Annotated in this window: 22 protein-coding genes and 2 rRNA genes; 5 read left to right on the top strand and 19 right to left on the bottom strand. The window is 38.8% G+C overall.

The window, feature by feature from the left end; genetic code table 11:
* Positions 1-16: 16 nt before the first annotated feature.
* The 8 genes from ACTWPF_RS07650 to ACTWPF_RS07615 form a co-directional block, all read right to left on the bottom strand.
* Positions 17-448, bottom strand: coding sequence for a YtxH domain-containing protein (locus tag ACTWPF_RS07650; RefSeq protein ID WP_036572047.1), 432 nt, complete (start codon positions 446-448; stop codon positions 17-19).
* A gap of 29 nt (positions 449-477) precedes the next feature.
* Positions 478-882, bottom strand: a complete 405-nt coding sequence (locus ACTWPF_RS07645; RefSeq protein ID WP_106897185.1) for a DUF948 domain-containing protein — start codon at positions 880-882, stop codon at positions 478-480.
* A gap of 377 nt (positions 883-1,259) precedes the next feature.
* Positions 1,260-2,564 (bottom strand): UDP-N-acetylmuramate--L-alanine ligase, encoded by a 1,305-nt coding sequence (murC, locus tag ACTWPF_RS07640; protein WP_443148885.1) that lies wholly within the window; start codon positions 2,562-2,564, stop codon positions 1,260-1,262.
* Positions 2,565-2,697: 133 nt separating this feature from the next.
* Positions 2,698-3,807: a nicotinate phosphoribosyltransferase gene (locus ACTWPF_RS07635; protein ID WP_106897187.1), complete on the bottom strand. Its 1,110-nt coding sequence runs from the start codon at positions 3,805-3,807 to the stop codon at positions 2,698-2,700.
* 69 nt (positions 3,808-3,876) lie between these two features.
* Positions 3,877-6,153: a DNA translocase FtsK gene (locus ACTWPF_RS07630; protein ID WP_443148884.1), complete on the bottom strand. Its 2,277-nt coding sequence runs from the start codon at positions 6,151-6,153 to the stop codon at positions 3,877-3,879.
* 146 nt (positions 6,154-6,299) lie between these two features.
* Positions 6,300-6,902: a YtpR family tRNA-binding protein gene (gene ytpR, locus ACTWPF_RS07625; RefSeq protein ID WP_161465213.1), complete on the bottom strand. Its 603-nt coding sequence runs from the start codon at positions 6,900-6,902 to the stop codon at positions 6,300-6,302.
* 15 nt (positions 6,903-6,917) lie between these two features.
* Positions 6,918-7,724, bottom strand: coding sequence for a DUF1444 domain-containing protein (locus tag ACTWPF_RS07620; protein WP_161465212.1), 807 nt, complete (start codon positions 7,722-7,724; stop codon positions 6,918-6,920).
* A gap of 60 nt (positions 7,725-7,784) precedes the next feature.
* A complete protein-coding gene (locus ACTWPF_RS07615) occupies positions 7,785-8,099 on the bottom strand; it encodes a thioredoxin family protein (protein WP_443148883.1) in 315 nt (104 codons plus the stop codon).
* Between the two features lie 386 nt (positions 8,100-8,485).
* On the opposite strand from ACTWPF_RS07615, the gene ACTWPF_RS07610 reads away from it, so the two are divergent.
* Entirely contained in the window at positions 8,486-8,926 is a 441-nt protein-coding gene (locus ACTWPF_RS07610) for a YtoQ family protein (protein ID WP_443148882.1), read from the top strand.
* Between the two features lie 25 nt (positions 8,927-8,951).
* Here ACTWPF_RS07610 and ACTWPF_RS07605 read toward each other — a convergent pair whose 3' ends face one another.
* Both ACTWPF_RS07605 and ACTWPF_RS07600 read right to left on the bottom strand, forming a co-directional pair.
* A complete protein-coding gene (locus ACTWPF_RS07605; RefSeq protein ID WP_443148881.1) occupies positions 8,952-9,455 on the bottom strand; it encodes a DUF84 family protein in 504 nt (167 codons plus the stop codon).
* Between the two features lie 130 nt (positions 9,456-9,585).
* Entirely contained in the window at positions 9,586-10,656 is a 1,071-nt protein-coding gene (locus tag ACTWPF_RS07600) for a M42 family metallopeptidase (RefSeq protein ID WP_443148880.1), read from the bottom strand.
* 339 nt (positions 10,657-10,995) lie between these two features.
* Here ACTWPF_RS07600 and ACTWPF_RS07595 point away from each other — a divergent pair, with 339 nt between their 5' ends.
* Complete coding sequence (locus tag ACTWPF_RS07595; protein ID WP_443148879.1) at positions 10,996-11,310, top strand: PepSY domain-containing protein; 315 nt, start codon at positions 10,996-10,998, stop codon at positions 11,308-11,310.
* A 48-nt stretch (positions 11,311-11,358) separates the two neighbouring features.
* On the opposite strand, the gene ACTWPF_RS07590 is transcribed toward ACTWPF_RS07595, so the two are convergent.
* Positions 11,359-12,213 (bottom strand): YtnP family quorum-quenching lactonase, encoded by an 855-nt coding sequence (locus ACTWPF_RS07590; RefSeq protein ID WP_443148878.1) that lies wholly within the window; start codon positions 12,211-12,213, stop codon positions 11,359-11,361.
* Positions 12,214-12,316: 103 nt separating this feature from the next.
* Positions 12,317-12,961 (bottom strand): tRNA (guanosine(46)-N7)-methyltransferase TrmB, encoded by a 645-nt coding sequence (gene trmB / locus ACTWPF_RS07585; RefSeq protein WP_443148877.1) that lies wholly within the window; start codon positions 12,959-12,961, stop codon positions 12,317-12,319.
* 78 nt (positions 12,962-13,039) lie between these two features.
* Between trmB and ACTWPF_RS07580 the strand changes: the two genes are divergently transcribed.
* Positions 13,040-13,327 carry a YtzH-like family protein gene (locus ACTWPF_RS07580; RefSeq protein WP_106897197.1) on the top strand — a complete coding sequence of 96 codons (288 nt, stop codon included), beginning with the start codon at positions 13,040-13,042 and terminating at the stop codon, positions 13,325-13,327.
* Here the strand turns inward: ACTWPF_RS07580 and ACTWPF_RS07575 are convergent.
* From ACTWPF_RS07575 to ACTWPF_RS07555, 5 genes are all read right to left on the bottom strand, one after another.
* Positions 13,314-14,132: a phosphotransferase family protein gene (locus ACTWPF_RS07575; protein WP_106897198.1), complete on the bottom strand. Its 819-nt coding sequence runs from the start codon at positions 14,130-14,132 to the stop codon at positions 13,314-13,316. The two genes, ACTWPF_RS07580 and ACTWPF_RS07575, sit on opposite strands and share 14 nt — an antisense overlap.
* A 79-nt stretch (positions 14,133-14,211) precedes the next feature.
* Positions 14,212-15,147 (bottom strand): NERD domain-containing protein, encoded by a 936-nt coding sequence (locus tag ACTWPF_RS07570; protein WP_238020579.1) that lies wholly within the window; start codon positions 15,145-15,147, stop codon positions 14,212-14,214.
* Positions 15,122-15,700 (bottom strand): RNA 2',3'-cyclic phosphodiesterase, encoded by a 579-nt coding sequence (thpR, locus tag ACTWPF_RS07565; RefSeq protein ID WP_443148876.1) that lies wholly within the window; start codon positions 15,698-15,700, stop codon positions 15,122-15,124. The genes ACTWPF_RS07570 and thpR overlap by 26 nt, the downstream gene beginning before the upstream one ends.
* Positions 15,701-15,710: 10 nt before the next feature.
* Positions 15,711-16,430 carry a pseudouridine synthase gene (locus ACTWPF_RS07560; RefSeq protein WP_443148875.1) on the bottom strand — a complete coding sequence of 240 codons (720 nt, stop codon included), beginning with the start codon at positions 16,428-16,430 and terminating at the stop codon, positions 15,711-15,713.
* 11 nt (positions 16,431-16,441) lie between these two features.
* Positions 16,442-18,064 carry a putative polysaccharide biosynthesis protein gene (locus ACTWPF_RS07555; protein WP_443148874.1) on the bottom strand — a complete coding sequence of 541 codons (1,623 nt, stop codon included), beginning with the start codon at positions 18,062-18,064 and terminating at the stop codon, positions 16,442-16,444.
* A 189-nt stretch (positions 18,065-18,253) separates the two neighbouring features.
* Here ACTWPF_RS07555 and ACTWPF_RS07550 point away from each other — a divergent pair, with 189 nt between their 5' ends.
* On the top strand, positions 18,254-19,504 hold the full coding sequence (locus ACTWPF_RS07550) for an NAD(P)/FAD-dependent oxidoreductase (protein ID WP_443148873.1): 1,251 nt from the start codon (positions 18,254-18,256) through the stop codon (positions 19,502-19,504).
* Positions 19,505-19,600: 96 nt separating this feature from the next.
* Positions 19,601-19,801 carry a hypothetical protein gene (locus ACTWPF_RS07545; protein ID WP_106897204.1) on the top strand — a complete coding sequence of 67 codons (201 nt, stop codon included), beginning with the start codon at positions 19,601-19,603 and terminating at the stop codon, positions 19,799-19,801.
* 82 nt (positions 19,802-19,883) lie between these two features.
* On the opposite strand, the gene rrf is transcribed toward ACTWPF_RS07545, so the two are convergent.
* Positions 19,884-19,999: ribosomal RNA gene (gene rrf / locus ACTWPF_RS07540) — 5S ribosomal RNA — on the bottom strand.
* Between the two features lie 79 nt (positions 20,000-20,078).
* A 23S ribosomal RNA gene (locus ACTWPF_RS07535) occupies positions 20,079-20,199 on the bottom strand; the annotation flags it as partial.

The raw sequence follows: 20,199 nt of genomic DNA, 5'->3' as shown, positions 1-20,199 counted from the left end.
TTACAAAATATGATGACTATCCTTGGTTCTTAGCTGCTTCTAACTCTTCTGTAGCCTCTTCTATTGCTTCGGCCACATCATTAGCTGCCTGTTGTGCCTGATCTTCTTTAGATTTTTTTCGATTTAGCTTTGACTTTACTGTGCTGGTCATTTCTTTCGTTTTTGTTGACGCGCTTTTGGATAACTGAGAAGTTGTGTCCATTGCTTTTTGTCTAAGTTCAGCACCAGTAGTATACGCTTTATCCTTCCAGTCAACACTTTTCTCTTGGGCAGTGTCTTTCCATTCATTGGCACGGTCTTTTACTTGCCCTGCTCCCTGGTTAATATCACTTCTTAATTCTTTACCAGATTTAGGAGCAAGCAATAATGCCGCTGCTGCACCCACCATACTTCCAATCAGTGTACCAATAATAAAATCTTTTGTATTTATGTTGTTATTTTCAGCCATGCGATATCCTCCTTGTATGTTTACTATTATTATTTACTTTTCTTTTTCCATACTTCCATTAGGGTTGAGGCCCACTTAACTGCCTGTGTTGCTTTCTCAGGATTTTGATTTGCTGTGCGAGATATACTGCCAGACAGCTGTTTTAAAGAGTTATTAAAATCTCTCACTGTCTCTCCTAATCCCTTCGCTCCATCAAATACACCATTAAGTTTCGAAGACTTCTGTTGTACATCATCAGCAAGTCTGTTTGTTTTCGTTAAAAGCTGGGTGGTCTCATCCGTTATTCCCTTCATTTGAGTGTTCAAACCATCCAGTGAGTCTTTAACATTGTCCATTGTTTGTTTTGTTGCTTTCAAGGTCATAATTGCGTACACAACAAGTACTGCAAACGCTACCGCAACAATCAATGCAGCAATATAAAGCATTATTTCCATTTTGTAGTATCACTCCTTCTGTTGTCAATAGTATGGCTACTAGACATTGTTTGCATGAAAAAGGACAAACCATTAAGCCATTTAAGTATAATTTATACGTATTAATTATACCAACAATAATCCTTTTTTATAAATACCCTAACACAAAAGAACTAAACATGCTCGTGAAACTACCTCTATTATTATTAATTCGACATATATGTAAAAATCCCTTTAAATATTATTTGCAAAAGCGATGAATGCCGTTTACATCGCGGTTGCACCACACCATTTCGGTTTGTGGTAGGGCTAACATGTGTCCCTAGGAATAAAACATTACGGTGAGCAATTTTCCCAAAAGCAAAAAAGAACCTGATAACAGATTCTTTTCTACTTGTTTAGTTTCGTACGTTTTTCTTTTCTTCATAAGCCTCTTGAAATTTTTGAATGTCTCCTGCACCCATGAAAACAAGCACAGCATCATCATACTCCATTAAAACATCTGTATGGTCAAGCTGTAACACTTCACTTCCATCGATCCGCTGTTGCAAGTCATTCACTGTCAACTTACCCGCCTCTTCTCTGGCTGATCCAAATATGTCACATAAATAGACGTGATCGGCCAATGAAAGACTTTCTGCAAATTCATCAAGAAATGTTTTCGTTCTCGTAAATGTATGAGGTTGAAAAATAGCGACAACCTCTTTATTTGGATATTTCTTTCTTGCTGAGTCAATCGTTGCAGTAATTTCTTTTGGATGATGGGCATAATCATCAATTAACACCTGATTGGCTACCGTTTTCTCCGTAAACCTGCGTTTAACACCTTCGAATGTCGCCATCTTTTTAATATCCTCTGCCTTAACCTCTTCATAATGACAAATCGCGATAACAGAAAGCGCATTTAAGACATTATGATTGCCGTACATTGGAATAGTAAATGTATCATAATACGTGTTTCGCACAAATACATCAAAAGTTGTTCCTGCTTCATTTTCCACTACATTCTGAGCTTGGAAATCATTAGTAGCAGCGAAGCCGTAATAAACAACCGGCACCTTGGCTTGGATTTTCTGAAGCTCTTCGTCATCCCCACAGGCTATAATTCCTTTTTTTACCTGATCTGCCATAGATTGAAATGCTTCAAACACATCATCAATGCTTGTGAAATAATCCGGATGATCAAAATCAATGTTTGTCATAATTGCATAGTCCGGTTCATAACTAAGAAAATGCCTGCGATATTCACATGCTTCAAATACAAAATAACGGCTGTCAACATGTCCCTTGCCCGTTCCATCGCCTATTAGATAGGATATAGGGAACGATTCATTTAAGACATGTGCCAGGAGTCCTGTAGTCGACGTTTTGCCATGTGCACCCGTGACCGCGATACTCGTATACTGTTTTAGCCATTCTCCAAGAAATTCATGGTACCTGTAAAATGTTAGACCTTGTCTTTTTGCTTCTTTTATTTCTGAATGGTCATCAGAAAAAGCGTTGCCTGCAATTATCGTGAAATTTTCTTTAATGTTCGTTTCTGAAAAAGGGAGAATCGGAATGTTCTTTTCCTCCAATGCTTCCTGTGTAAAAAAGTGTTTTTCCACATCGGAGCCCTGTACTCTTTCACCTGAATCGTGAAGAATCTGAGCTAGAGCACTCATTCCCGTCCCCTTTATACCAATAAAATGGTAAGTTGTCATAAAAAGAACCTCCAAATTGTGCGTAAAAAGGATTATTTAACTATTAGCTGATAAATTTTTACACCTATTTTATTATTATAGCAAAATGAGAGAAGGATTTAAATAATAAGTTGTTGCCGCCATTAGCTTGAGCTTACAATTTTAGAAAGTCTACCTTCTCAAGCCGGGGATTCGGTCGATAGCGCCTACCTTCTTTTGCTTCAGGTGTACCGTTTAGTAATACGTTATCACCGGTAAACCCTATGTTGATCTTAAGTAAGCTACCACCAACACCATACATATCAACAGGCACTCCGATTTTTTCAAAAGAGGTAATTCGTTCTTCGGTGAATCCACCGCTAACCATTATTTTTACGTAATCAAACCCTTCATCATCCAATGCCTTTCTAAGTGCAAAAATAAGTTCAGGGTTTACGCCACGAGGGTCAAAGGTTCCCATTACATGATGATTCCTTAAGAAGTACTTATCCACGAGCGTTCGCGAAGTATCCAGGCGTACACCTTTTAAATCCCTGCCGAATTCATGTGCAACTTTTAAGGAATCTGTTATAACATCATTATTGTAATCAACAAGTGCTACAAGGTCATCATCAGGGTACATTTCATGATAGGCTCTTGAAGCTGCAACAAGGTCACCGCGGAACATCTGGATCATGGCATGAGGCATTGTTCCCATTCCTGCTTTCCCCCACCATTCATTCATAGCGTGTGTAGCCTGTGCAGTTGATCCGCCAATGAATGCAGCATAGCCATCTCCAGCCTGCTGTGTATAGTGATCATCCCTATCCCCCATAAAGATGACGGGCTTTTGCTTTCCGGAGGTTCTGCCTGCTTTTACGACATTGTATACATTTGTAGCGACAGATGTTCTTCTTGCCAATATTCCATCAATTATCCCCTCTAAGAAACCAAACTGCTGATAGGCTCCAGTCACTGTTAATACAGACTCGAAAGGACTAATTTTGTCGCCATCTTTAAGCGAATGGATTTCTAGAGTTTCTGGATTTTTGGCAAAAGTGTGTAGCAATGCGATTGCTTCATCTGTGCCACATAAAACAGCACTCTCTTTCTGAAAAAATTGCATGGTAACACTATTATCAGGTAATTTGTTTTCTGCTATTTCCTTTGTTTTTAAAAAATATACTGCGGAAAACCAACCTTCTCTAATACGTTCATCGAATTTAAATGTCTTATTCGTTAACCGGTTGATTTTCCCTTCTAATTTTTGTGAGATTTCCTTCATTATTTGTTTCTCCTTACATCTAATAATCTGTTTCTCTTATCATATAGAAAAAAGATATGGGAAACAAGGCTAATCGTTCAGCTGCCATTCCTCTATTTGTGCCTTCGTTGCTAAAACATCTCGTGGCTTGCTCCCATTTTGCCCCGAAATAATTCCTTTCATTTCAAGTGCATCTATTAAGCGGGCTGCACGATTATAACCAATTTTAAAATGTCGTTGCAGAAGTGAAGTGCTTGCACTGTTCTGATGCAACACAAATTCAATGGCGTCATCCATTAATTCGTCCTCTTCGTCATCTGTTGCTATCTGTTCGAGCAACTGTTCTTGCTCAAACAAATAATTCGGCTCAGCAATCCCTCTGGCATAGTTCGTAACCCGCTCTATCTCTTCGTCAGAAACAAATGGCCCCTGTAGTCGGATACTCTTACCTGCTCCATTTTCGATAAACAACATATCTCCCTTACCGAGTAGTTTATCAGCGCCTCCAGTGTCCAAAATGGTCCTTGAATCTACTTGTGAGGATACACTGAATGCAATCCGGGTGGGAATATTTGCTTTAATTAAACCCGTTATAACATCTACTGAAGGTCGTTGTGTCGCTAGAAGAAGGTGGATTCCACAAGCCCTTGCCTTTTGTGCAATACGGCTAATTGCTTCTTCCACATCCTGTGGTGACATCATCATTAGATCTGCCAGCTCATCAATAACGATGACAATATATGGCATTTTTTCGGATGGTCTACCTTGTTTTAATATCTTTTGGTTAAACCGTTCAAGGTCTCGGACCCCCTCTTGAACAAATCGCTCATACCGGGATTCCATTTCACTAACCGCCCATTTCAGAGCAGCAGTAGCTGCTTTTACATCTGTAATAACAGGAGATACAAGATGAGGAATACCGTTATATGGTGCGAGTTCAACCATTTTCGGGTCAATGAGTAGAAACTTAACATCCTCATGACTAGCTTTATACAAAAGACTGATTAAGATGGTGTTAATACAAACACTTTTACCAGAACCAGTCGCACCTGCAATCAGCCCGTGTGGCATTTTTTGAATGTTAGTGATTAATGGTTGTCCTTCAATACTTAATCCTAGTGCAATCGTTAAAGGGGAGAGACTGCCTTTAAAAGCTTCTGACTCAAATATCCCCTGTAAACCAACCATTTGCGGGTTAGGGTTCGGGATTTCAATTCCAATGGTATTTTTACCAGGAATTGGTGCTTCGATTCGAATATCTTTTGCAGCCATATTTAATTTTAAGTCATCACTTAGATTCTTCACCTTACTAACCTTTACGCCTAGCTCAGGCTGGACTTCAAATCGTGTTACAGAAGGGCCTTGTGTTGCGTTAACCACTTTCGCCCGGACATTAAAGTGCTTTAACGTCTGTTCCAGTAATTCTTGCTGTTCTTCTATCCACAAATGATCAGCATTATCCTTTTGAACAGGATCATTTAGGAGATGATTTGGAATTGATTTTGTGTTTCCTACAATCTCTTCTTCGGCTTGTCTCGTCACAATAGAAGAATTATTATGCGAACTGCTTGTTTGCACGTGCTTTTCTTGCTGTTTTTGTTTCTCAAACAATTGTTTCTTGTCCCTTGGTGTCATAATGACATTGAATGGGCCTTGGCCGGATGTCCTGTTTCCAGAACCAGTACTATTGCTTCTGCTACTCTTTTCTCTCTCATATGACGAAGATTCTTTTGTTCCTACCTGAGGCTCTTCATTGGTCTCTGTGTGCATTTTTGCAAAGGATTGCTCTACCGGTTCTTTTACTGGTTCCTCCCTTTGTTCGTTAACCACAGGCTGTGCCTCTTCGATAGTAGCGGCCATTTTCTCAACACTGGTCTCTTTATGTACAAGGTTTGATGTATTGGTTACATCCTCCACTTCCTGTCGTTCATCCAGGATCGGTAGTTCGTTTGTAAGTCTCTCCTCTTTCCGCTTGAACGCTGGAACATCCTCGATATGACTATTCTTTTTCCGTTGCTGGAACCCATATATAGGGGATGGCACCTCTGTACGTTTAAATGGTGTATCTATTTCTTTCTTGTAAATTTTATTACCGTAACTTGGAAAGGCTTTTTCTTCTTTGTTAACTGTTCGTTTTGGTTTTACATGAACTTCTCTTGGTCGTTCCCCAGGAGTTGAAGGATCAGTATTATCTGCATGCTGATCTGGGATAACAGGAAACCGAAAAGCTGGTTTTTTCGGGTATTGGTACATCATCTTTGCCTGCAGATCCTGTGTTTGTTTGTGTTGTTGTTTTAATTCTGGTTGTTCTTGCTCTTCCTCTTCAACAAAGAGGGTTTTTATCTTTTTCTTCCATTGATCCCACATGTTTAATCACTCATTTCATACATAAGTCGTGTATTACCATTCTAACAGGTTTTATATGGATTGTAGATCTCAAAATAAAAACAACCCATGTATTAACAAAGGTTGTTCTCGCTTGGCTTACCATAGTAATTACACTTTGGCTCCCATTAAAATGTGAACGTATCCCCAGGTGTATAAGATTCCTCTAAGACATATATCCCTTTTTCCTTCGGTGCATTTAGTAGTCCCAACTCTTTTTGCGAACATATCATACCATTCGAAGGAACACCTCGTAATTCTGTCGGTTTGATCTGTAGACCACTTGGCATCGTTGCGCCAACCTTTGCAACAACAACATACTGATCTTTATCAATATTAGGTGCACCACAGACAATCTGTAATGTCTCACTTCCCACATCTACTTGGCAGACACTTAATTTATCTGCATTTTCATGAGGTTCTTTACTTAAAACATGACCTACAACAAATTTCGGTGAGAGGTCAAAGTCTAATGAGTCCGTTACATTTTCTGCTGCAAATAACTCCTTCAACTCATCAAGCAACACTTCTGTCATGGTATTTTTTCCATTTGTTAGCTTTGTGAAATGCTTTGAAGCCTGAAATATGTTGTAGCCTAATATTGCTCCATCTGAATCCGTAATTCTTGTAATATCTCCTGCTTTATCATGTTTTAGCTCGTAACGATCCCCGGTTTTAAGTGGAATGATAAGTACATCACCAATACCATCTGGGTTATAAAATACATCCATTTAACTCTTCCTTCCCTAATTGTTCTCTGGTTTATTTTTTGCAAGAATAAATACTGGTTCCAGCTGCTTGTCTTCGTAAATAAAGGGTAGAGATGTGATCGGTATTCTTCCCTCTGCAAAGAATTTCATATTCATCTGTGCCAAAATATCGTAGCCGGTCTTATTTTGGATATCAGCAATAATAAAAACATCTTGGTGAGGTACAGCTACAGCCATTTCACCCTTCATATTTGCTTTCATTTCTTCTAGAAATGCTTCATTAAGTATTCTGCTTGCATCATAACCATCTTGTTTAGCAATAAAATAAAAATCATTGCCCGCTACCGTATCTTTATTATAATCACAATCGAGTGAACGTAAATTAAACGTTGCAATTTCATTAATCCTATCTTCGGTCCATCCTTCGCTTTCAAGCAAATCCTTGTCGATTAAGCGGTAGGATTTGCCTAGATCCAAAGCATAGTAGATCCGGGTTTCAGCAGTATGTTCCCTGTTAATTAATTCTTTATTGGCCTTCGTTTTACTAGGAAAAGAGGTAGCCCTTATAACAGGGAAAATATTTTTTTCCATTCCAGCCAATTGGTGTTCTTCGTTCATAATCCGCAGTGCCTCTGTAATATGTTCAACGAGCTCTTCTATTGCTTCTTGGCCTCGCTGATTATATTTCGCAACAACGTTAGGTAATGTTATGGTTATACCTTGTCTTGATTCTTTCCACTCCACACGAAATGTGTCCTTATCTCGATTGTAGGATGTGTGATACCGTGTATCTGACAAGCGTTCCTGCAAAATTTGCTTTAATTTTAATGATGTCATTTTCATCTTACATCCTCCTTAGTCCATACTTCATCCATCAAGGACAGGGAATGATTTTTATATTGACTATGAAAGTCCCTGTATAAATTCCACTATCTCTTCTTTCGTTTTTCGATCCTTGCTGACAAATCTCCCTGTTTCCTTGCCATTCGAAAACCCAAGAAAGCTTGGTATACCATATACATCATGTTCTTGGCAGATTTCAATAAAATTGTCTCGGTTTATTTTTATAAACGTAAAGGATGGAAATTCTTCCTCTATTTCTGGCAGTACCGGCTCGATAACAACACAATCGGGACACCAGCCTGCAGTGAAATACATCATAACATTTTCATTATTTTTCCATTCATTAAATTGTTCAATTGTTTCAAGATTTTTCATTTGTATCAACTCCCTTTCATATCATATCTTTCTTTTGAGTTAGATTCAATTATCAAGGCTATACTAGCTGGAACAAATTTAAACTTTCTCCTATTACATCATATACAATCGGGAAATATTGTACTATGAAAACGCATGGAACAAAAGTGTATTGTCTTTTATCACAGAAGGCTAATTTCTTTGCAAGGGCTGTCATTTTCGATACGATATAAAGTGAAACTTCAATCAGTGGGGGTCTTCGTTCTTCCCCGCTGATTGTTAGTTGAACGAATCGGGGTGTTAGCGTCCGTTTACTCCCAATTAAACATCACGGTTTCACTTCATGTTTGAAGTGGGAGACATACGGACGATTGCTCCGGGGTAAAAAAAGATAGAGGAGGAACATGATGGAACTAACTGTTTATTTAGCAGGACAAATCCACGATGACTGGCGAAACGAACTAAAACAAAAAGCGGAGGAAAAGAAGCTCCCCCTCCATTTTGTCTCCCCGCAAACAAGCCATGAGCATTCAGACAACATAGGGGAACAAATTCTTGGTAAACAACCTAGTAATCTATACAAGGACGATGCTGCTTCAAGTGTAAATAATTTGCGGACAGAAGTGTTAATGAATAGAGCAGATGTTGTCATTGCTTTATTTGGAGAGCAATACAAGCAATGGAATACAGCAATGGATGCAAGCACTGCTATAGCACTAAACAAACCTACCATTATTGTGAGACCAGATTCCTTAATACACCCATTAAAAGAGTTGAGTAATAAAGCAAACGTAACCGTTGAGACAATTGATCAAGCACTAGAAATACTAGCCTATATCTATGCATAGAAAAAAGCAGCGACTCCGCTGCTTTTTATTTGTTCCAAAATTTCCACTGGCCTTTTAATAATGTTAATACATGTTCAAACATCGCCTGTCGACTTACAAGATCATTTGTAAAAATACCTACAGCACCTTCTTTTTTACTGACCCCTTCTCTTTGAGCATAAACGTCCATTAAACTTCCTAGTTCCTTGCCAAAATGAAGTTCTTTAGCGAACTCTCTTGGTAAAGCGATACGGGCTCCGCTAGCTGTATAGATCTTTTCATATTTTGTGACAAGCGCACCCCAATTACATAAAAAGAGCTCCCCATCCACTTCCATCACGCCACCTTCAAGACCAACGCCGAGGTCTGCTTCATCGTTGCTAGCACATTGTTTTGCCCTGTTTATTGCCCCTTCTCTCGTTTCTTCATCTGTTATTGGTTGTGGGGAAACATTAGAAGGAGCATCAAATGAGACAATGCTATGGGAAGCAAACACTGCTCGAGCCGCTTCTACTTTTGTTGGATTTTTGGACCCTACTACTATATTCATCTTTTCACCTCTTCTAAAAGTAAAAACTCCAGACTTTCTTGCAACATATAATAGCATGTCTGCAAAAAAGTCTGGAACAAAGAATTTTATTAGACTAGATATACTTAATCAGATCAAGCACATTGAAAAATTAAGCCTTTCTGATCTGTTCTACCATATTAGCATCTGTTTGTTTTACTAATTTTACAATCAATTCCTTTGCTGCTGCGTAATCATCTACATGGATAATAGAAGCAGATGTATGAATATAACGAGAGCATATCCCTACAACTGCTGAAGGAACCCCATTATTGGATAGATGAACACGTCCAGCATCTGTTCCCCCTTGGGAAATGAAATACTGATAAGGTATATTATTAGATTCTGCTGTATCAAGAACAAAGTCTTTCATTCCTTGGTGGGTAATCATAGATCGGTCAAAAATACGTAAGAGTGCACCTTGACCAAGCTGACCAAATTCCTCTTTATCACCAGAAGCATCGTTTGCAGGCGACGCGTCCAACGCGTAAAAAATGTCTGGCTTAATCATATTAGCAGCTACTTGCGCTCCACGCAATCCAACTTCTTCTTGAACGGTAGCCCCTGAGAAAAGTTGGTTTGGTAGCTTTTCACCTTGCAGTTCTTTTAATAATTCAATAGATAGTCCGCAACCATAACGATTATCCCAAGCTTTTGCCAGTATCTTCTTTTCATTTGCCATAGGGGTAAACGGGGTTAATGGGACAATTTGCTGTCCTGGCTTTATCCCTATTTTCTCCGCATCTTCCCTATCATCAGCACCAATATCAATAAGCATATTTTTAATTTCCATCGGCTTTTGACGTTGCGCGTCTGTCAAATTATGTGGCGGAATTGATCCAATTACACCCACAACTGGGCCATTGTCTGTCATCACTTGTACTCGTTGTGCGAGAAGAACCTGGCTCCACCAGCCTCCAAGTGTTTGGAACCGGATCATACCGTTTTTCGTTATCTGTGTAACCATGAAACCAACTTCGTCCATGTGACCTGCTACCATTACTTTAGGTCCGTTTTCGTCTCCCTTTTTCACACCAAAGACACCACCAAGGTTGTCTTGTATAATTTCATCCGCATATTTTGTTAGCTCTTGTTTCATAAAAGACCTTACGGCATGCTCATTTCCTGGTGCCCCTTGTAATTCAGTCAAGTTTCTAAAAAGCTCCAATGTATCCTGCTTCATCTTATCCCACCTTCAAGTATGTAATATTATTAGTATACCGGAAAGTGTCGTTCTCTTTCCACTATTCACTTTTATCCACCGTAAAACTACTAATAGTTCTTACGGAACAAGAAATTGGAGCAAAAATAAGAAGGGAAGCAGGGAAGAAAACGACCAAGATACATGGGTTCTGTGATTGGCCATTAGTTATCCTTACGCTTGGGTTAAAAAAATCGCTATTTAGTGAAGTTTTCACTTAATGAATTTTATTATTTTCTATTTTTAATTGGATAAGTTATACTATTAAGTGAAAATAATATACGAGATTAACAAACAAAATTTAGCATGAGGTGATGAAGAATGAGTGTAAAACGAGTAGTCTTTGCCGCCGGAATCGGTGCAGTAGTCGGCTATATGGCGAAACAACAAATCGATAACTATCAAAGTGTTACACCTGAAAAAGCACTGAAGCATGCAAAAGAAACATTTAAAAAGCAAGGACCTATAAGCGGATCCTGGATTTACATGAAACCAGAGGAAATAGAAAAAGATGGCTTGCTTTATAATGCTTACCGTGGTGGGGTAACACGTACCATCGACGGAGAAAATAAACAATATGAATTCCATGTTGACGTGGATACTGGCGCTGTTCTAGGCGCTACACAAACTGCCTAAAAACAATAAAAAAACCAGACACTTTACTAAGTCGTCTGGTTTTTTTATTTAAATCTCTGTATATTGTTGTTTCTCTACACTATCAATCTTTTCGCCGTCTTCGTTAAACTTTATTGCTCTGTAAAATGCATCATGATAGAAGGTATACCAGGTTTTATTGGCATACCCCGTAGCCATCCATTTCTCTTTTTCATGTACACTTGTGACAGGATAGTCATCATAGGCAAGTGCCCAGAGCTTGTTTTGATGCGCATGAGTCGGCATAATATCTGCCATGTGTAAAAAGCTGTCATCCCCGTCTTGGAAATACACAATTGCATGCCCGTCACTATGTCCACCTGTATGTATCATACGTAACCCATCCACAATTTCCATTTGTTTAGAGAAAGGCTGAACTTGTTCTTTGATGGCCTCCCAGTTTTGTTTCCAATACGTGTTAACAGACCTAATATTAGGATTACGCATTTCTGCCCACTCTGTTTCAGTCGTATAAATAACTGCATTTTTAAAAACAGATTGATAGGTGTCCCCTTCTTTTACTGTTAATCCACAGGCATGATCAAAGTGCATATGCGTCATGAGAACCCCATCGATGTCCGCAACGGTTAACCCTAGTTCTTCAAGAGACTGTTCTATGAAAGATTCTTCGAGCACCCCATAGTTTCTTTTTTGCTTATCTGTAAATTTCCCAATGCCAACCCCACTATCAATTAAAAGGTTTTTACCGTCAATTTGCAGTAAAATTGGATCTGTTCGCAACTCTATCTGATTTTTGTCATTGACTGGGTACTTTTTACTCCATAACGCCTTTGGTACAACTCCGAACATTGCTCCACCGTCCATATACGTAACACCGCCCCGTAACCAGGTCAATGTGGCTCTACCTACTTGTAATTTCTCCATAACCCTTTCCCCTTTCCATACTGTATTTAGTGTAGCAAAAGCTTCGAAATTACTGCAAGCGTTACCATTTTTATTCATTTAAAAAGAACCTACTAGGAGGTTCTTAAGTGCCTGGGAAATACGCCCGGCATCGATATATTGGTTGCCCTTTTGCTGAAAATTTTTCTTCGTACTCTGTCATCACATTCAAAGGGTCCTCTATGGCATGTAAATCAAGGTTGACTTCGTTTAATACCATACCAAATTGGGAGAAGCTAACAAGGGAATATTCAAAGAGACCACGATTATCTGTTTTAAAAATGACTTCTCCCTTACTTGCAAGAACTTCTTGATATTGCTCTAAAAAACTTTGATATGTCAATCTTCTTTTAGCATGGCGGTTTTTTGGCCATGGATCAGAAAAATTGAGATAAATACAGGCAATTTCTCCATCAGCAAAAATTTCCCGGAAATCAGCGGCATTTTCATTTAGCAATAAAATATTCTTATGTTGGGCATCCAACACCTTTTGCGCAGCTGTTACTACTATACTTTTAGCTAATTCTATCCCGATAAAATTGATATCAGGATGCTGCTGAGCCATCCCAACTAGAAACTGTCCTTTTCCCGTGCCAATTTCAACATGCACAGGGTTATTGTTACCAAATAGTTCTTTCCATCTCCCTTTATATTGCTGTGCTTGTGGTACAACTAGATGATTATTCTCTTGTAAAAATGTATCTGCCCACGGTTTGTGTCGTTGACGCATATATAGCACCTTTCTCTGTTTATAATGTGTGTATATTATTAATAAAAATGCTGAAAATAAGATAAGAGGTGATCGAACATGTCTTTAACAACCAATCATCAATTAGTACTTCTATTGGATTTACTGGATGAGCAATCAGGAGAATGTTGCGGAAATGTATCAGAATATCAGCAAATAAAGAGACTTGTCCAGTCAATGCTATCAGATAATCGTATTACAGATACCCAACTAGTTCAACTTTTACCCGATATATATAATTATGGCGCGCAGGGTGAAAATACACCTAACGTTCCTGAGCATATCACTGCGAATCGAGACAATATTGAACAGTGGATTGGTGCAATTAATCAATTCACAGCAAGATAGATGTTTTAATATAGCTATTTAATTCATCAAGATTGCGCAGTCTTTCTGTAACTTTGTCGAACTCGTTTCGCTCACTATGCCAACATACGTAATGTAATGCATCAACAAGCAAATACCAAAACATTCTCTCTACAAGCTCTTTGTCCATTGATATACCATACTGGTATAGCCAGTCATCCCACTCTGCCTGAGGAATATACCATTTAAGTACCATCCCATAATCTATTACAGGATCGGCAATCATTGCGTTATCCCAATCGATTAAATACAGATGACCTTCGTTGGTTAAAAGAATATTGTTGTGATTTAAGTCCCCATGACAAACAACCTGCTGTTGATGTCTCGTAACAGGGAGCATTTGTTCCAAATATGACATTGCTGTAGCAACGGAAGCATGCTTTTCAGCAATTCCCAACTGTTGCAGTCTACCAGTAATATAAAGAAACCCTTCATCAGAAGTGACGGGTTTTTTACCAATCCGCATTAACATATGGAGTAATTCAGAGGAATCATGTATCTTACGTAGTAACTCAGCTACCTGGTAACGCTGCATCTCAGCAGGTTTTAATTCTCTCCCATCCAGCCATTCTTGGGCTGTGATGACATCACCGTTCTCCATACGCTTGGTCCAAATCAATTTTGGGACGATCCCTTCTGCTGATAGTACAGCTAAAAAAGGTGAAGAGTTTCGCTTAAGAAACAACCGCCTGTTTTCTTTTGTTGCTAAATATGCATCGCCAGTTAGCCCACCAGCTGGAGTTACTTCCCAGCCTTTTCCTAGAACTTGCTTCAGCCAGTTCACCATATATTCCTCACATCTTTCAAAAAATAGCATTCAACTACTTATTTTATAGGGATTGAATTAAAAATACAACTTTAAAATTTTATTTCTTTTCATCATCAGCAAATGTAAAGGTTATCGCTTCTTCATCCCATTCAGGTCGTTTTACAGAAGTGGTCTGACAATGTATTAATAATGTGCCCGCAGCCTTAAGTTGACTACTCTTCAGTGGGGAAGAAGAGCTACGTTTCTCTTGGAACCATTCTTCGAAGGAACGTTTATCAATCATCCTTGTTTGATAGGGCTCATAATGGTTAATAATTAAGTTGGTCCTGGAAAGAACTGTTTTATGCACTGGGAACTCTATGTCTTTCGTGCGTAAAATACTTCGGACGATTTGTTCCGTTCGTTTTAATGCAATCAACGGATTTAGCATCTTTCTACTTTCTTTTTCTCCCTGGATCGTCCAAGTCCTTTCTTCACCAGCAATAAAGGATGCTCCTTCTTCCGTTTCTGCTATATATATTATCTCAATCCCTAATGGTCCAATGAGAAGAATCTCGCCATCCACAGGGGCTTTTTTTATTGAAAATATTGGAAAGTAAAGGAGCAAATAAGAGTCTGGAAAACGTTGCAGGAAGAATTTCAATAACGAGTCGTCTTGATATTTCTTGTGCATGACAGAACGCTCCGTCACTGTAGATGTCGCCCATTTCAGCTGAAAATCAAATAGCTGATCTAAAAAATATTGCTTGAGCTCAGCCTCAGTATTGGGAAGTATCTCTTCTGGTTCTGGTTCTACTTCTTCTGATGTGATAGCATCCTTTTTTAGAAAGGATTTTAATTTGGATATTCTAGAACTATCCGTGTCCTCAAGTACCGAGTTTTCGGGCTCTTCAGTTGGGTTTAACCAACGATCATATAATTTTTTCCAATTATCCTGCTTTAATCTTATATATTGACTGGGATATCGATATGTATCCCACTCATAACGCGTTATATAATCCTGTAACTTAATCAGCTGAGCCAGTATCACCATCTCCCTTTAGTTCAAAAGTGGCAACCGGATGGTACTTCGGTCGCTTTTGTGGAAAAATTTGATAGAGCACTATTCTATCCACCTTCATTGTTTGTTGTTCATTGTGCATGTGATCCAGTTGTTCTATTTGTTCTCTCTTTGCTTCACCTATCCAGTTTTTAGCTATGGTGATATGAGGACGATATGGTCTATTCTCTCTAACAATGCCGCAATCTGAAGCAATATCTTCTACAGATGAATAAAGACTCTGAAGGGGTTCCGTTTTTTCTACTCCTGCCCATAGTACCCGTGGTCTTCTTAAATCGCCAAAAAAACCTATATTCCCAACATTTAATGAAAATACCAATTGTTCTTGAATCTCAGGCAAGCGTTCCTTTAGTTGATGTACTTTATTATCGGGTAAATCACCAAAGAACTTTAATGTTATATGAAAATCTTCCGCGATTGGCCATTGCTTATACGTAAGATTTCTCTTTAGTTTTTCCTGAAGTTGCGATAAATCCTGTTTGATACGATCAGGTAATGGAACAGCGATAAAATAATGATTACCCATGTTAACACCTCTATTTACGTTTAATGGAGAAACAATACGCTTTTTCCTGTTCTGTAAGTGGTCGATACGCACCAAGTGAAAGGGACTTGTCCAATTGTAACCCTCCCATTTCTAAACGTTTCAAGTAGAGAACCTTTCGATCTACTGCTTCAAACATACGCTTCACTTGATGATATTTTCCTTCTGTTACGGTAACGATTATCTCTGATGTATTCCCTGACTGTATTATTTCCAGCCAAGCCGGCTTTGCATGGTACCCATCCTTTAACACGAGCCCTTCTTGGAACATTTTTACATGGCTATTAAGGACTTCCCCATTAATTTTGGCATAGTAGCGCTTTTTAACATCCTTTTTTGGAGAAGTCAGCTCATGTGCTAGCTGTCCATCATTCGTAAGAAGCAGCAACCCTTCTGTGTATTTATCGAGACGCCCTACGGGGAAAGGCTGGTAGATTTTTTCTTCATCACCCAATAGGTCTATGACCGTTTTATCCCGAGCATCCTTTGTAGCAGAAAGGCATCCCTGTGGCTTGTTCATCATAAGATAGATATATTTTTCGTAACTTACTTTCTTGTTATTCACTTCAACATTGTCAGTATCTGGATTTACATGGGTGCTTCCATCTTTTATGACTATACCGTTGAGTGTTATTTGTTTCCCTTTTAATAGACTTTTCACTTCTTTACGACTGCCATAACCACTATTCGCCAGTAACTTATCAACTCGCATCCTTGTCTCTCCTATCTACTAAAAATTCGATCCAGGAAACGAATCCGGTTTCCCAGCACGCGTTCAAGTAATGTAGAGTGGTAAGCAAACCACATATAAACAGTACCACCAGTAAGGACAGCTAAGGCTAGCATAATCGTAGCACCTGTCCGCGTTTCCTCATAAGGTATAAACAAGCCTCCTACAAACTTGGTTATCCATATCGTGATTGCCATAAAGATGACAAATATTAGAATAAGCAACGTTCGCTTGAATGTTTGTTTAAAAGAAAAATTGATGGATGTTTTGATTCGATATAAATTAAGTACAACTGCAATTATTGCAGCAAGTGCTGTACCGATAATTGCTCCTTTAGCACCAAACATATGAATAAGCTGAATATTAAACAGGATTTTCACTAGTAACCCTATAAGCAAACTGATTACAGCATAATTCTGTTGATTTACACTTTGCAATATAGCAGAAGATACACTGTACAATGCAAAAAACAAAGCAACAGGTGCATAAAGCCCTAACAAGGGGCCAGATACATCAATCCGTTTCATTGCACCAAATAAAGAACCATAAGCTTCGCCGGATAGCAAGGATAGTCCAATAATAGCTGGAACAACAAGCACCAATACGATTTGTAGGGTTTGATTAATCTGTTTTGTAAGCAACTCTGTATTTCCTTGCGTGAATGACTTGGTCATTGCAGGAATAATCGCAAGCGATAACCCTGTTGCCAATGTTATCGGGATAATGACAAGTTTATGGCCATAATTGCTAATAACAGCAAAAGAAAATTCCCATATATCTTGCCTCCCCGATGCAACCATAGCCCGTTCAAAGGTAAAGGAGTCAACTAGTTGATACAATGGAATAGCTAAACCAACTAGCACAAACGGCCCTGCATAACGAAACAACTCCGCTAATAGTTTTTTTGTCGATATATCGTACGTAAACTTCTGCTGTTCCATTTGCCTTGTAAAGTGTGACTTTCGTTTTCGCCAGTATATATATAAAACAATACAGGACGCTATAGCGCCAATAAAGGCAGCGAATGTCGCAAAACCAACCGCTGTCGTAATGGAGCCATTTAAAAATTTCATAATTACAAACGCGCCACCTAGCAAAACGACAATACGAACGACTTGTTCAACTACCTGGGAGATCGCAGTAGGGCCCATAGAATTATTCCCCTGAAAGAACCCTCTCACTATACTCATTGCAGGTATTACGATCAACGCTACACTCACCATACGAATTACAAATGTTACATCAGCTACGGAAATACTTCCTGGATCCTTACTGGTAATCATTTGTTCGGCAAGTAATTCCGCACTAAAAAACAGTGCCAGGAAAGAGAGCAGTCCTGTCACCGCCATCATAGTCATACCTGTTTTAAACATCCTCATTCCTGTTTCGTAGTCACCTACAGAATTATACTTCGCCACAAACTTTGAAACGGCTAAAGGGACGCCAATAGTTGAAATACTAATAAATATACTATAGGGAATGTACGCAAATTGAAAAAGCGCGCCTCCCGTCTCTCCGACCAAGGCATTAAATGGAATAACATAAAGCATGCCAAGGAGTTTTGATAAAAAGGAAGCACCTGTTAATAACATGGTGCCTCTGATTATATTCGACATTTTTTCACCTGCATCTAATTTCTATTCTATCTGCTATTTTATCATAAATAGACAGGTTTCTAATAACGATAATTTTTATTCCTTCAAGAATTTCAAGAAGTCATCAATTGAAATACCTTTTAGACGCCCCCTTGAACGTTGAGATCACATTATACCAGTGGTATGATACATAGGAAAGGAATGAAGAAATTGAAATATGATGTAATTGTAATTGGTGGAGGCCCTTCAGGTTTAATGGCTGCGATAGCGGCTGCTGAAAAGGGTGCCAAGACCATGCTTATTGAAAAAGGAAATAAATTAGGTAAAAAATTAGCAATTTCTGGTGGAGGACGTTGCAATGTGACAAATCGTCTGCCAGAAGATGAAGTCATTAAGCACATCCCCGGTAACGGTAGGTTTTTATATAGTGCATTTTCTGTCTTTAATAATTATGATATTATCTCTTTTTTTGAAGAACTAGGAGTAGAACTCAAGGAAGAAGACCATGGTCGAATGTTTCCTGTTTCCAATTCTGCAAAAACAGTTGTAAATGCATTAATAAATAAGCTAGATGAATTAAAGGTAAACGTTAAGTTAGAAACTGAAGTCGAAGCAGTGCATTTTTCTTATGAAGAACCACATCAAGTTATTTTGAAAGACAAACAAGCTTTTCCAACAAGTTCTGTTGTAATTGCAGTTGGAGGAAAAGCAGTGCCCCATACAGGCTCGACAGGCGACGGTTATGCCTGGGCAAAAAAAGCTGGACATACCATTACAGAGCTTTATCCAACAGAAGTTGCCTTAACTTCAAATGAAAGATTTATCCAAGAGAAAGCTTTGCAAGGTTTGTCGCTGCGGGATATATCGCTCTCTGTACTTAACAAAAAAAGCAAGCCAATTATAACACACCAGATGGACATGCTTTTCACCCATTTTGGTGTTTCGGGACCTGCTGTTCTTCGTTGTTCTCAATTTGTTGTAAAAGAACTCATGAAGGGTCAAGATCAAGTGGCAATGCACTTGGACGCCATTCCTTCCACTAAAGAGCATGTTTTATTAGAGGAAACGTTGAAGGCAATGAAAGAACATCCAAAGCGTTCTATAAAAACAATTTTAAAAGGGTTAGTGCCAGAACGCTTTTTGGATTATCTTTTACAAGCTAACGGGATTTCACCTGAACAAAATGGAGCAAATATATCTCATGACGGAATTCGCAGTATTATAGCCGACATGAAAAACTTTACATTTAATGTACAGGGATCCTTGCCCCTTGAAAAAGCATTTGTTACAGGAGGTGGTGTCTCCATTAAAGAGATTATCCCTAATACTATGCAATCTAAGTTAATGAATGGGTTATTCTTTTGTGGAGAAATATTAGATATTCATGGTTATACTGGTGGGTATAATATTACCTCAGCATTAGTAACAGGAAGACTTGCGGGAAGTAATGCTGCAGATTAATATTATTGGTATTAGCTACCTTGTATGACTTACTGTATTACGTTCAACCTAATCATGTCTGACAAAAAATCTGCTTCAAGGAAAGGATGGTTAGACATGCAGAAAAATGGAATGTGGTTACCTATATTAGCTTCCGTCGGAGTAGGAGCTGCAACGTATTATACGATGACGAAGAATAACCAAAACTTCAATCAAACCATAGAAAAAATGGTCCCATTGGTTACTCAGATGAGTGGAAATAGCAAAATACAGGACGGAGAGAATACGGAACAGCTCGGTCCGTATGGAATGAGCTAATAATAAACGTGCCATTATGGCATGTTTATTATTTCTATACAAAAAAGGTTATGCATACAAAATGCATAACCTTTTTCCATTTGCCTGGCGGCGTCCTACTCTTGCAGGGGCAAAGCCCAAACTACCATCGGCGCTGGAGAACTTAACTTCTGTGTTCGGCATGAGAACAGGTGTGACCTCTCCGCTATTGCTACCAGACCTCGGTTTGAAACCGAATCTTTAGGTGTACTTATACCCTAAAAACTAAATAAGAGTAAACAACGAATCAAGAAAAATGTTAGTTAAGTCCTCGATCTATTAGTATCCGTCAGCTCCACGTGTCACCACGCTTCCACCTCGGACCTATCAACCTCATCGTCTCTGAGGGATCTTACTCACTCGAAGTGATGGGAAGTCTC

The organism is Oceanobacillus sp. M65, assembly GCF_052246275.1.
GTDB classification, from domain to species: domain Bacteria; phylum Bacillota; class Bacilli; order Bacillales; family Amphibacillaceae; genus Oceanobacillus_B; species Oceanobacillus_B jordanicus.
Note: the sequence above shows the minus strand (reverse complement) of the source record. Positions and strands in the feature narration are given on the sequence as shown.